This is a genomic window from Candidatus Limnocylindrales bacterium, assembly GCA_035626395.1.
In the GTDB taxonomy this organism is placed as follows: Bacteria; Desulfobacterota; Binatia; order UBA1149; family CAITLU01; genus DASPNH01.
This window is the reverse complement of record DASPNR010000011.1, coordinates 195,454-208,309: the sequence shown is the minus strand read 5'-3', so window position 1 is coordinate 208,309 and position 12,856 is coordinate 195,454. Positions and strand designations below refer to the sequence as shown.

The 12,856-nt window shown below is 69.4% G+C and carries 9 protein-coding genes; 5 read left to right on the top strand and 4 right to left on the bottom strand.

The window, feature by feature from the left end:
* The first annotated feature begins 19 nt into the window (after positions 1-19).
* The 5 genes from VEC57_06680 to VEC57_06660 all read left to right on the top strand — a co-directional run bounded on the left by VEC57_06680 (position 20) and on the right by VEC57_06660 (position 6,821).
* Entirely contained in the window at positions 20-961 is a 942-nt protein-coding gene (locus tag VEC57_06680; GenBank protein ID HYB98806.1) for an HNH endonuclease, read from the top strand.
* Positions 962-1,027: 66 nt separating this feature from the next.
* Entirely contained in the window at positions 1,028-1,804 is a 777-nt protein-coding gene (locus tag VEC57_06675) for a glutathione S-transferase family protein (protein HYB98805.1), read from the top strand.
* Positions 1,805-1,956: 152 nt separating this feature from the next.
* The gene (locus VEC57_06670) at positions 1,957-3,081 is read left to right on the top strand and encodes a Hint domain-containing protein (GenBank protein ID HYB98804.1); all 1,125 of its coding nucleotides are present in this window, start codon (positions 1,957-1,959) and stop codon (positions 3,079-3,081) included.
* Between the two features lie 158 nt (positions 3,082-3,239).
* A complete protein-coding gene (locus VEC57_06665; protein HYB98803.1) occupies positions 3,240-5,888 on the top strand; it encodes a VCBS repeat-containing protein in 2,649 nt (882 codons plus the stop codon).
* A 102-nt stretch (positions 5,889-5,990) separates the two neighbouring features.
* Entirely contained in the window at positions 5,991-6,821 is an 831-nt protein-coding gene (locus VEC57_06660; GenBank protein ID HYB98802.1) for a CAP domain-containing protein, read from the top strand.
* 110 nt (positions 6,822-6,931) lie between these two features.
* Here VEC57_06660 and VEC57_06655 read toward each other — a convergent pair whose 3' ends face one another.
* The 4 genes from VEC57_06655 to VEC57_06640 all read right to left on the bottom strand — a co-directional run bounded on the left by VEC57_06655 (position 6,932) and on the right by VEC57_06640 (position 12,829).
* A complete protein-coding gene (locus VEC57_06655) occupies positions 6,932-8,122 on the bottom strand; it encodes a cache domain-containing protein (protein HYB98801.1) in 1,191 nt (396 codons plus the stop codon).
* Between the two features lie 101 nt (positions 8,123-8,223).
* Positions 8,224-9,318 (bottom strand): roadblock/LC7 domain-containing protein, encoded by a 1,095-nt coding sequence (locus tag VEC57_06650; protein HYB98800.1) that lies wholly within the window; start codon positions 9,316-9,318, stop codon positions 8,224-8,226.
* 8 nt (positions 9,319-9,326) lie between these two features.
* A complete protein-coding gene (locus tag VEC57_06645) occupies positions 9,327-9,644 on the bottom strand; it encodes a hypothetical protein (GenBank protein ID HYB98799.1) in 318 nt (105 codons plus the stop codon).
* On the bottom strand, positions 9,641-12,829 hold the full coding sequence (locus VEC57_06640; GenBank protein ID HYB98798.1) for a hypothetical protein: 3,189 nt from the start codon (positions 12,827-12,829) through the stop codon (positions 9,641-9,643). The genes VEC57_06645 and VEC57_06640 overlap by 4 nt, the downstream gene beginning before the upstream one ends.
* Positions 12,830-12,856 lie beyond the last annotated feature (27 nt).

Genomic DNA, 12,856 nt, shown 5'->3' with positions numbered 1-12,856 from the left:
CCCGCTATCCTCGCCGTCGGTGCAAGGCCTCATCCTCAACACCGACTTCGACTGGTACAGCTTCCTGCGCGACCGCCAGCCGCTGGACGAAGTGAACTTCTGGCAGCCCTCCGGCGCCACCACCTTCCACCGCACCGCTCCGGGCACGCCCGTCTTTTTCAAGCTCAAGGCCGCGCACGCCCACGCCGTCTGCGGGTTCGGAATCTTCGCGAGCGCTTCGGTGCTGCCGGCATGGCTGGCCTGGGATTCCTTCGGCGAGCGCAACGGCGCGGCCACCTTCGATGCAATGATCTTCCGCCTGGAGAAGTACCGGCCCGGCGACCGTCGCGATGCCGCCGGTCGCTACAACGTCGGCTGCCTGATGATCGGATCGCCGGCGTTCTTCGAGCGCAGCGAATGGATAGCCGGTCCCGCCGACTGGAAGGGACAGACCGTGCAGGGCAAGGCCGAGGAGCTCCAGAGCGGCGAGGGCGCCCGCATCTACCGCGAATGCCTGGCGCGAGTGCAGTCGGGCGCGGCGCTCGCGCAGCCGATGCTCGTTGCCGACGCCGCGCCGCAGGAGCGATACGGCAAACCGACGCTGGTGATGCCGCGCGTAGGGCAGGGCATCTTTCGCATCGCCGTCACCGACGCCTATGCGCGTGCCTGCGCCATCACCGGTGAGCACTCGCTGCCGGCGCTGGAGGCCGCGCACATCCGGCCTTACTCCCGCGACGGCGAGCATCGCGTCAGCAACGGCCTGCTCCTGCGCTCGGACATCCACCGCCTCTTCGACAAGGGCTACGTGACGATCGACGCCGACCGCAGATTCCTGGTCAGCTCGCGCCTGAAGGCGGATTTCGAGAACGGCCGTTCCTATTACCCGCTGCACGGGCGCGAGATCCACGTGCCGAAGGCCGAGCGCGACCAGCCGTCACGCGAGGCACTGCTGTGGCACGGAGACAATGTATTCCTCGGCTGAGCGGCGTACCGCCAAGCGGCAGATGCCAACCCCGTGCTGCGCCCGTTCTCACAAGCGAGGCCACCCATGGCAAGAATCCTCTACGACAATCCGTTCAGCCCCTTCGCCCGCAAGGTGCGTCTGGTCCTGTCGCACAAGAACCTCGACTACGAGCGCAAAGACTCGCTGGCCGTCTCCGAGCTCGCTGACCTGCATGCGGTCAATCCGCGCGGCGAGGTGCCGGTGCTCGATGATGACGGGCTCATCGTCGTCAATTCCTCCGACATCGTCGCCTACCTCGAGCACCGCTATCCGCAGCCTGCGCTGCTGCCGGCCGATCCCGCGGTGCGAGTCGAGGCGCGCGCCTGGGAGCGTCTGGCGGACGGCCTGATCGATGCGCTGACCCACGACATCTCGTTGTGGACCTGGCCGACCCTGCAGCGACACGACCAGCCGCCGCCGGGACTGGTCGAGGCCGGCATGCGTGACATCGGCATCGTTCTGAGCCGGCTCGAGAAGGCGCTGGATGGACGCGAGTACCTGTGCGGCTCGCTTTCGATCGCGGACTTCGCCTTGTTCCCGCACCTCACCTCGCTGCGCGCTCTTGGGATTTCGCTGCAAGATCATCGCAACCTCAGCCGCTGGAACGTGCGCATGCGCGACATCCCGGCAGTGCGCGAGGACCTCGAGCTCGTAAAGAATGCCGTGCGCGAGAAGTTCGTCGATGCGCCGTCGCCGTATGAACGCGAGAAGGTCGTATGGCGAGGCGACCGCATCGAGTGGCTGATCCGTAACGGCTTCGCCGACTGGTGGTACGATGAGCTACGCGCCGGACGTGCGGTAGTGCCGTCCTCGCTGGAATAGCAAGAGAATCCAGCGCTTCGGATGGAACGCCGTCATTGGCCTGGACGCCAAGACCCGATCGCAGCGCGCAGGTGCGCCCGCCCCGCGCCTTGTGGTGTCAGCTCCGCCGATCCTCGACACTCCCGCGATCCGATCCAGAGGAGCCTGCCGTCATGCGAAACAACGTCCGCAATCTTGCTCTTGCCCTCTCCGTGCTGGGCCTTTCCGCCATGCCTGCAACCGCGCAGCCGCGTCCCGATCACGTTCAGTTCGGGGCCACCGTCGTCGACAACGAGGCCGAGGGCAAGTTCGCGGGGATTGGCCGGGCCGCGAGCATTCCCTTCACCTACTATCTTGGCGCCATGTTCTGCCGGGGCTCGGTTCATGCGAACGATGCCTTCGCGGTGTACTTGCTGGAGCCGGAGCTGTTCAAGGTCGGACCCAAATCGGCCAAGGTGGTGCAGAAGGCGTTCGTGGTCGTGGAGGCGGCGGCCTGGGACGAGGCCAACATGACGTCCTTTTTCGACGTTCCGCCCACCGCCGTCGAGTCGTGCAGCGGCAGCATCACCGGCAAGGACGACGACAAGGACGGCGACCTCGACGGCGGCACCGATGTTCTGACGGCCTCCTACTCGTGCGGCAAGGATCTGCCGACGCTGTTCGGGTTCAATGAAACGCAGACGCAGGCTTTCATCGCCACCTTCGGCGACAAGCCAGCCTGCAAGATCACCGGCGTGCCCATCGACGGCGGCTTCTGTTTCCGCGGCGACACCATCGTCTCCACCGAGCAGGGCCCGCGCCCGATCCGCGACCTCTCGCTCGGCGATCGCGTCTGGTCCTTCGACGAGGCCGCGGGCAGGGAAGTCCTGCAGCCGGTCACCCGCATCTACCGGCGCCCCGGCACGGCGCTGCGCGAGGTCGGCGCCGGCACCGAAACCATCCGCACCACCGACGAGCATCCCTTCCGCGTCGAGGGCAGGGGATGGGTCAAGGCAAGGGATCTGGCCGTCGGCGACCGTCTCGTTTCGCGCGGCGAGGCAGGCGTGGCCGTGGCGTTCAATCGCAGCGTCGATGCGTCCACGTTCTACGCCGGCTACGTCGCGCCCCAGCGCCGCCGCGCCGGCGCCTCGGCGAGCAATCCGCAGCTCGAGCGTGTGTCCGTGGCGACAACCGATCTGTTCCGGGCGGCGCCGCCGCTCGAGGACTCCGGGGCCGCGCCGGTCGTCTACAACATCGAGGTCGGCGGGCTTCACAACTACTTCGTGGGCGCCGGGCGCATCCTCGTCCACAACAAGTAGCGAACGACGTCGGGTCCCGAGTCGTTCCTTTGCGGACGATCGGGACCCGAGGCGAGAACGTATGCGCAGCGTCACCCGCATGGGTGGAATTGTCACAATTCGGTTCGCGGTCCATCATCCGGCGCCGCCGCTTCCCCCGGCGTTGCAAGGAGTCGGACATGATCGAGCGCGCATTCCTGGCCACGTTCTGCATCGTTGTGCACGCCGCTCTGCTCGCGCCGGCCGAGGCCTCCGACAAGTGCACGGCCTCCAAGCTGGCCGCGCTCGGCAAGGCCGAGAAAGGCGCGATCTCCTGCCATAACAAGGGGCTTCTCGACGCCTCCTACGACGAAGCCGCGTGTCTGGCCAAGAAGCTCGGCAAGCTCGAAAAGAAGCTGATCAAGATCGGGCCGGGCTGCTCGGGCACCTACGCGACGTGCGAGCCGCGCGTCCTTTCCTGTCCGGCAGCCGTGGCGGCGGCGGGCCCGTCGGGCGCCACCGCCTGCGAGGCAAGAAAGCGCAAGGCGGCTTCGAAGTACGCAGCGGCGGCGCTCCAATGCCAGGCATCCGATACGCCCGCCGACTGCACCGACATAGCCGAAGCGAAGTTCATCGCCGCCCTGGCGAAAGCAGAAAAGAAAGGCGCCTGCGCGGGAAGCGCGGACGATCTGCTGGCGGCGATCGCCACCTACTGCACGAACACGGTGGCGCCGCCGGCCGGCGATCCGATTCCGCTGTGCACCGGCTGCGCCGATTCGAGCGACTGCAGCGAGGCCGAGCATTGCTCGGGCAGCCTCTGCGTGGCCGACGTCTGCACGCCCGATGCCCTTGCCTGCTCGGATACCGAGTTGCAGCAGTGCGGCGCCGACGGCGGCTCGGTGGAAACGACCGTATGCGAGAGTCCCTCGGCCGGCGACGGCTGCGTGGATGCCGGCGGCGGCGATGCGTGGTGCGCGTGCCAGGACGACTGGGACTGCCCGGCCGGCCATGAATGCGTCGCCGATCGATGCGTGGCGGGCCCCGAAGCGTGCGACGAGCCGTTCCTGTTCGCCGGCGTCCTTCCGGTCGCCGAAATCCAATGGGGCGGAACCGGCATCGCCAATCGCGACGCCGCCGGCGCCCCATTTCCGGCCTCCTCGCAGGTGTCCTCGACGCCGCTCGTCGCCAATCTCGACGACGACAACGGCGACGGCTTCATCAACGAGCTCGACTTCCCCGAAATCGTCTTCCTCTCCTACTGCAACTCGGACATTTCGCTGAACGGCGTCGTGCGCGCCATCCACGGCGGCGGGCCGAGCAAGGGCAACGACTTCTTCGCCACCTGCGGCTCGACCGTCTGGCACGAGGGCGACTCGCTGGCGCTGAGCTGCCCGTGCACGAACGCGACCGCCAATTCCACGTCGGTTCCCGCCATCGGCGACCTCGACGGCGATGGCGTGCCCGAGATCGTCGTGGCGAACGAGAACTCCGGGCTGACCATCCTGAGCAATACCGGAAATCCGATCACGGAGACGGGCCCGAACGTGTGGAGCAGCTACGCCACTCCGGCGCCGGCGCTGGCCAACCTCGACAACGAGGGCTTTGCCGAGATCGTCGTCGGCCGTCACGCCTTCACACTCGGCCACGACGGCAACGGCGACCTCGTCTTCGTCGACAAGTTCAGCGGCAGCCTGATGAACGGCCTGCAGGGGCTCGGACCGATCTCCTGCGTAGCCGACATCCAGGGCGACGCCCGGCTTGAGATCGTGGCCGGCACCACGGTGTATGCGATGCCCGACCCGCCCTCGGGCGTCTCGACCATCGCCGAATGCGCGGTCGGCGACATGAGCGACTTCTGCCAGGGACGCCTCGCGGTGGTCTGGGACGGCCAGACCGTCAACGGCGCCGCCGCCATCCCCAACGCGCAGCGCGACGGCTTGTGCGCCGTCGGCGACGTTCTCGGCACCGATCCGTTGCTTGCGCCGGGTCCCGACAATCCGCTCGACGGCACGGCCGAGGTCGTGATCGTCGCGGAGGGACATCTGCTGATCCTGAACGGGCAGACCGGCGCCCTGCAGCGGAACGTCAACTTCGGCCTGGGCACCGACGGCGGAGCCCCCGTCCTCGACGACTTCGATGGCGACGGCTTTCCCGAGATCGGCGTCGCCTTCGGCACACGCTACGTGGCGCACGACCTCCAGGATGTCTCGGCCGCATGCCCGGCTTGGCCCAATGCGTTCGTCGACACGGCCAGCGGGCTGCAGGGCAACCCGGCGCGCGCGCCCGGCGCCACCTGCGCGGGCGACGACGAGTGCGCCGAGGGCGCCGTCTGCGCGCGCGGCAACTGCGTGTGCCTGCACAACGGATGGCTGCGCGTCACCGAGGACGATTCGAGCCGCGTGACGGCATCGGCCGCATTCGATTTCAACGGGGACGGCGTCAGGGAAATCGCCTACAACGACGAATGCCATTTGCGCGTCTATGACGGCCGCAACGGCGCGGTCTACTTCAAGAACAATTCCCCGAGCCGCACGCGCATCGAGAGCCCCACCATCGCCGATGCCGACAACGACGGCAGCGCCGAGATCCTGGTTCCCTCGAACAACGATTCCTCGTCGTGCTCGGAGGGCAACGACCATCCCAACGGCGTCGGCGTCTGGGGAGCCTTGCTCCAGGAATGGTTCCCGACGCGGCGCATCTGGAATCAGCACGCCTACGGCGTCACCAACGTCACCGAGAGTGCGGCGATCCCGGCCCCGGCGCCCAACGGGCAGACCGATTACAACGGGCGCACCTACGATGCGTTCCGCTCCAACCCCGGGACGTGCAGCATTTCGGTGCAGCCGTAGGCAGAGACGCGCGGCGCACGGGCCCGCGGATGGGAAAGAGAGATGGCGGCCTCCCCGACGGCGTTCGCCGATGGCCGCCGTTCGAACATTCCCGCCGATTGCATGGTCCGACCGTTCGGTGCATCGCGCACCGTCATGTCCATGCGCGTCTTCGTGTCTCTTACGATCGTTCTCGTGTTCGGCGCATCCAGCGCGCACTCGGAGCAGGGCGACTGCGGCCAGCCCGCCAGCACCGGCGAGCAGCCCGTCGCCTCCGATGCCCTCTCGACGCTGCGGACCGCGGTCGGCAGCGGCTCCTGCGAGATGTGCGTCTGCGACGTCAACGACAACGGCGCGGTCACTGCCAGCGATGCGCTGACCATCCTCAAGGCCGCCGTCGGACACGACATCGCGCTCGATTGTCCCGCCTGCGCGACCACGACCACCTCGACGACGACGACCACGACAACCACCAGCACCACCACGACGACCATCGGCGAGCCGCCGCATCTCGAGGGAATCACCGAGGCGCACAACGAGGTTCGCGAGGACGTCGGCGTGGGGCCGCTCGTGTGGAGCGATGCGCTGGCGGCCACGGCGCAGGAATGGGCCGACGCATGCGTGGACGTGCAGGCGCCGTCGGGCGCGATCGACCACAACCCGAACCGGCACGAGGGGCATCCCTACAAGGTCGGCGAGAACATCTACGCGCAGAACCAGCCCTTCCACTACCAGACGGCGATGGATGCGTGGGAGGACGAGAAGCAGTGGTACGTCTACGAGACGAACACCTGCCTGCCGACGAAGATCTGCGGCCACTACACGCAGCTGGTCTGGGAGAACACGAAGGAGGTGGGCTGCGCGACCTCGCACTGCCCCAACCTGACCTACGACCACTCGATCGTCTGCAACTACGGGCCCGCCGGCAACATCACCGGACAGCGGCCGTACTGACGTCGTTGGGCCACCGACGGCTCCGGGCCGCCAACATCACGCGACAGCGGCCGCACGGACGGTGCGGGGCCACCGACGGCTCTGGGCCGCCGGAACTGGGCGTTGCCGAATCAGTCCTCGAACTTGTCGAGCATGAGCTTCATGGACTTGCGCAGACGTTCCATGGCTTCGGCGAGCTTCTGCATCTCGTCGCCGGAGGTCACGCGGATCGGCTCTTCGAGCTCGCCGCGGCTCATGCGGTCGACCGCGACGGTCAGCGCCGAGATCGGCCGCGTGATGTAGTAGGCCACCGCGGCGCCGACGATCAGCGCGAAGGCGAGGGCGCCGCCGGTCAGAATCCAGAAGTTGTTGCGCAGCCGCCGCGCCGATGCGTAGAGGACGTTGCTCGGCATCATGTCGACGAGCACGCCGAGCTGTCTGTCGGGCACGCCGGGGACCGGAATCGGTCGCGCGATCGTGATCATCTCGGCGCTCTCGTCGTGCAGCGGCCCCTTGGCGCTGAGCACGGCGGCGCTCAGGCGCGGGTAGTCGGTGGCCAGGTTGTGCGCAGTGCCGAGGTCGTTGGTGCCGCCCCATTCCTTGTCCTTGTCGGGATGGCTCAGGTAGGCGCCGCTGGCGTCGACGAGCAGCAGCGTCTCGCCTTGCTCGGGCGCCGCCGCCACCAGCTCGAGCATCGGCCGGGCGTTGACCGTGATCTCCAGGACGCCGCGCTTTCTGGACGAGGCGTCGAACACCGGCGTGCTGTAGTGGATGACGGGCCGGTGCGGCTCCTCGAGCTTGCCCGACACGCGATTGAGCTCGATCGGCGTGACGTGGACCTTGCTCCTCTGCAGCTTGTTGGCCTCGGTGTAGAGCGCGCGGCTGGCGTTGTTCTCGAGCCTGGTCTCCGGCGTGATCATGATCGAGTCGCCGGCGCCGCGCTGCGCGCGGATCTTCTCCATGCCCGTGGCGTCCAGGTACGCCACCTGATGGTAGTTGCCGCGGATCTGCAGCAGGCGCGTGAACGTCTGCGCCAGGTTCTTCTTGGCTGCCTCGATGAGAACGGCGTCGCCGCTGTCGAGCGCAAGCCAGTACTGCGAGAGGGAAGGGGCGTCGGCCAGGAGCAGCAGATCGCCGTCGGTGCCGGAGAGCACCTTGTCCATCTGGGCCGACAGGCCGTTGATGCGCGTGTCGAGGCGCTGCAGGCCCTGCTCGCGCAGCGCCTTCTCGACCTGGTCGCCGCCGTACCAGCCGAGCACGAGCATCGGCGGCAGCGTCACCAGCGCGATGGCCAGGAGGATCTTGTTGCGGATGCTGTTCAAGGACGACACTCCTCAGTGTACGCGGAAGGGGAGCCCCCCACGCCCCGTCTGAACCTCATACCTTGCGCGATGGCCTGGAACGAGCCCTGCCTGAACGAGAATCAGCCCTGTCGCAAACGCTCGACGGCGTCGACGAACTTCTTCTTCTCGGCCTCCGAGCCGAGGTCGGCGGCGAGGATCCGGGCCAGCGCCGGCAGATTGCCCAGCGTCGGCGCATGGGCATCGGTCCATTTGGCGACGCCGCGCTTGAACGTCACGCGGGCGACGGGGCCGATGGCCTCGGTGAGCAGGTCGCGGATCTTCGGCAGCACGGTCTCGGCGTCCCAGTCGTCGCGGGCCGGAGCGCGCGGCGGCTCCGGCGCCGCCGGCGGCTTGCGTTGCGGCTCGGGCTTGCGCTGCTCGTCGCGGCCCTTGCCCTGCTGCACCGCATGCTGCGCGGCCTTGGCCTCGCGCGCTCGCTGAGCCTGCTCGGCCGGCGACGGTCTGGCGGGCTGAGCGGGCTTGGCGGTCGAGGGCGAGGGCGCGGCGGCCTGCCTGGCAGCCGGCTGCGCCGCGGCCGCCTGCTGCGGCGCCTGCTTGGTTTCGGGCGCGGCCGGCGCGTGCCTGGCCGCTTCGGGCTTGGGCGGTGCGTCCGCAGGCGGAGCCGCCGGCGTGGGCGCAGCGGTTGGCTGCGCCTTCTGCGATGCGCCCGCGGCGGCGCCCGCGGCCTGCGCGGGCTCGACGGCCGGCGCCGCTTCGACGGCCGGTGCTGCAGGCGCGACCAAGGGCGGTGCCTCGAAATCCGGGGCCGCCGGTGCCACGACGACGTCGGGAAGCTCGGGCAGCGGCGGCAGCCTGGGCTCCTCGATCGGACGCGGCGGCAGCTCGGCCATGCGCCGGAGCTGTCGCACGCTCGAAGCCATCACCGCGCGCAGAAGCGGAAGGTCGACGTCTTCGCCCGTGAGCAGTCCGAGCGTGAAGCCGTCGTCGACCGGCATCACCATCAGCGACTGCGTGCCGAATTCGATGCGCACTTCCTCGAAGCGCGCGTCGATCCTGGACAGCCCTTCGCCGATCTTGACGATCGCCTCCAGCGCAGCCGACAGCGCATCGGTGCGGTCTTCGGGCAACGACGACGCGAGCACCTCGCCCTTGCGCACGACGTAGCCGCCGTGGACTCCTTTCAGAGTTGCTAGATCCCGCAACAGCGTCCGCACAGCCACCTCTACCGAAGCAGGTCTCTGACCTCCGCAGACAGCTCCGAGAGCGGGCGTGAGCCCTCGGAGACCAGAGCGAGGGCTTTTTGATCGTGGATGAGAAGGGAGAGATCGCCGGCCTTGTCGGTCTTGACGACGACGGCCGAGACGTTTCCGAGGCCGGCCTTGCGGTCGAGCTCGTAGGCGGTGCGATAGAGCAGCTCGAAGAACGTGTTGAGCTGCTTCGACTCGATGTTCGAGGCTGCCACCGTTCCGGGCGGGCGCACCAGCGCCGCGCCCTGTACACCCGTCAGCTTGCGAGCCTGTTCGATGACGGTGTCGTTCATGGAACCAGTCTTTTACTTGCCTGGCTGTCCGAAGACGAATCGCGGCCTGCGCCGTCGTCGTCGGCGAGGTCGCTGAGCAGGGAGGCGGCCTGGCGGCGCAGGCGCTGGCGCTCCTTGCGCATCTCTTCGCGCTCGGTGGCCAGCTGCCCGAGCTCCTCCTCGAGCCGGGCGCGCGCGGCGGCCAGCCAGTTCTCCAGGCCCGAGAGCTCGGCGCGGCGAACGGCCGCCCGCTCCTCGAGCGACTCGTGCTCGGCGCGTGCCTGCTCGCGCTTGCGTCGCAGCTCCTCGCCGGCCTGCGTGATGGTCTTTTCCTGCTCGGCGAACTGCGCAGCCTTGGCTTCGGCCTGCTTCTCGAGCGAAGCCAGCTCTTCTTCCAGGGCCTGGCGGTCCTCGCGCAGGCGCTCGGCCGTCGCGGTCAGCGCCTGCTCGCGCTCGGTCAGCGCGGCCTGCTCGGCGAGGTGGCGCTCCTCGATCTGCCGGCACGACGTCTCGAACGCCTCGCGCTCCTCGGCCAGCCGGCTGCGCGAGGCGGTCAGCTCCTGCTCGGAGCTGCGCATCCGCTCGAGCGTCTCGGCTTCCATGCGCTCGACCCTGGCGCGCGTGGCCTCGAGCTGCTCGGTCTGCTGCTGCAGGCGAACTCGCGAGTCGGCCAGCCAGTTCTCCAGGCCGGCGAGGTCGGCCAGCTTGTCGGCGCGCGCCCGTTCGAGCTCGATCTTCTCGCGCTCGAGCTGCGTGCGGGCCGCGGCCAGCTCCTGCTCTCGCTGCTGAAGAGCATGGTCGCGCGCGTCGAGCGCGAGGAACTCGGCCTCGGCCTTCTCCTCCAGCGCGACGATCTCGGCCTGCACGGCGTCGTGCTTGCGATGCAGCTCCTCGGCGCCGCGTTCCAGCTCGGCTTCGCGCTCGGCCAGGAGCGTGCGCCGCTCCTCGATCTCGGCGGCCAGCGCCGCTTCGCGCGCCGCCAGCTCGTCGCGCTGCGCCCGGGTCTCGGCGTCGAACGCGGCCCTCTGCGCGGCGGCCTCTTCGTCGAGGCGCTGCTTCTGCGCGGCCGACTCGGCCTCCAGCTTCTGCCTCTGCGCGGCGGCCTCGGCCTCCAGCCTGCTTTTCTGCTCGGCGGCCTGGCCGTCGAGCGCCTGCTTCTGCGCGGCCGCCTCGGCTTCCAGCTTCTGCTTCTGCTGCGCGGCTTCCTGCTCGAGCGCCACGCGCTGCGCCTGCTCCTGCGCCGCAAGGCTCGCCTCGCGCTCGGCGATGGCCGCCTGCAGCGCCGCCTTCTCTTCGTCGAGCGCCGCGCGGGCCTTCTGCGCCTGCTGCTCGAGCTCTTCCTGCCGGATCTCCAGCTCGAGCCGCTCGTCGTCGAGCTTGCGCCGCGTCTCGGCGCGCTCCTGCGCCAGCTTGCTGCGCTCCTGCCCGAGCAGGTCGTTGGCTTCGGTGATCGCGCGCTCGCGCTCCTGCGCGCGCTGCGACCATTGCTCGACGTCGGCCTGATGCTTTGCCTGCGAGCGCTCCAGCGATTCGAGCTCGGCGGCCAGACGCGCGCGCGACTCGGCCAGCCACGTCTCCAGCCCGGCAAGCTCGGCGAGCTTGTCGGCCCGCGCCTGTTCCAGGCGCGACTGCTCGTGGGCAAGCTGCGCGCGCTCCTTTTCGAGCGCGGCGCGGGCCTGCTCGAGCTCGGCCTGGCGGGCCGAGAGGCGCTCGGTCTCGGCCGCGGCGCGCGTCTCGAGATCGGCGATTTCGCTCTCGAGCGCTTCGCGGTCGGCGAGCAGGCGCCCTTCGGTGGCGGTCAGCTCGGCTTCGCGCTCGGCCGCGGCGGCCAGGCGTGCCTCGACCTCGGCCTCCATGCTCTGGCGGTCGCGGCCGATCGCGGCCTCCCGCGCATCCAGCTCCTGGCGCATCGCCGCGAATGCGCGCTCCTGCTCGGCGCGCGCGGCGGCAAGGGCGGCACTGGCTTCCTCGTGCTTCTTGCGATCGGCTTCGAGCGCCTCGAGGCCGTCGCTGAGACGACGGCGCGAGTCGGCCAGCCACGTCTCCAGCTCGGCGGTCGCACGCACGCGTGCCTCGGCTTCGGCATGGCGTGCGGCGATGTCGCGCTCGCGCTGCGCCAGCGCGGCGGCGAGCTCGGATTCGCGCCGTGACATCTGCGCCTCGCGCTCGGCGAGCGCGGCGCTGCGCTCGGCGGCCTCGCTCTGCGCCCGTGCGCGCAGCTCCTCCAGCGCGGCCATGCGCCGGTCCAGCTCGGAGCGCTCTTCCTCGAGCCTGGCGGTCAGCGCTCGTGCCCCGTCCTTCTCCGCCTGCACGTCGGCGAGCAGCGCGGTGCGCTCGCGCTCCAGGCCTGCGCGGCGCTGCTCGACCTCGAGCGCCTTGGCCTCGATCTCGGAGATGCGCGCCTGATGGGCGAGGCGGGCCTGCTCGCGCTCGCCTTCGAGGGCCACGCGGTCGGCCTCGAGCTTGCGCAGCTGCGATTCCAGATGCGCGTTGCGCAGCTTGGCCTCGCGCTCGGCGTCGGCTTCCTGCTTGGCCAGATCGGCAAGACGCGCCTGGATGGCGGCGGTCTCCTCGTCGATCTTGCGGCGGATCGCCTCGATCTCGAGCACGCGCTCGTCCAGCTCGCGAGAGCGCGCGGCCAGCGCGGCCTCGCCCCTGGCGCGGTCGGCCTCCAGCGCCTCGATGCGGCGGGCAAGGTCGGCGCGCTCGGCGTTGAGCTCCTTCTGGCGGTCGGCCAGCTCCTTGCGTGCGATCTGCTGGTCGGCCTGCATGGCGGCGCGCTCGCGCGCCAGCGCCTGGGCCTCGTCGTCGATCTTGTCCTGCGCCTCGGCGATCGCGCGCTCGCGCGCCGTCAGCTCCTCGGTGCGCTTGGCGGTTCGATCGCGGACGGTCTTCTTCTCGGCTTCGAACGCGGCCAGGTCGCGGTCGAGCTGCGCGCGCTGCTCGAGCAGCTCCTGCCCGAAGATCTTGGGGTCGAGCGTCAGATTGACGTGCTGCTCGAGCTCGGCGCGCTCGGCCTCGAGCTGACGGCGCTGCTCCTCGAACTCGTCGAGCGCCTTGCCGAGGTCGGCACGGATCTGCGTCAGCTGCGCGGCGCGCTGGCGCAGCGTCTCGCGCAGCGTGGCGACGGAGGAGACCGCGTCGCGTTTGGCGTTCTCGATGCGATCGCGCAGCGCCTCGATCATCGGCGTGGGCTCCAGCGGCACCTGTTTCCTCTCTCGATCCTCTTGCAC

Bases quoted from the DNA above. Each gene is read 5' to 3' on its own strand.
- VEC57_06675 (HYB98805.1), top strand. From the start codon at position 1,028: ATGGCAAGAATCCTCTACGACAATCCGTTCAGCCCCTTCGCCCGCAAG.
- VEC57_06645 (HYB98799.1), bottom strand. From the start codon at position 9,644: ATGAACGACACCGTCATCGAACAGGCTCGCAAGCTGACGGGTGTACAG.
- VEC57_06670 (HYB98804.1), top strand. From the start codon at position 1,957: ATGCGAAACAACGTCCGCAATCTTGCTCTTGCCCTCTCCGTGCTGGGC.
- VEC57_06665 (HYB98803.1), top strand. From the start codon at position 3,240: ATGATCGAGCGCGCATTCCTGGCCACGTTCTGCATCGTTGTGCACGCC.
- VEC57_06660 (HYB98802.1), top strand. From the start codon at position 5,991: ATGGTCCGACCGTTCGGTGCATCGCGCACCGTCATGTCCATGCGCGTC.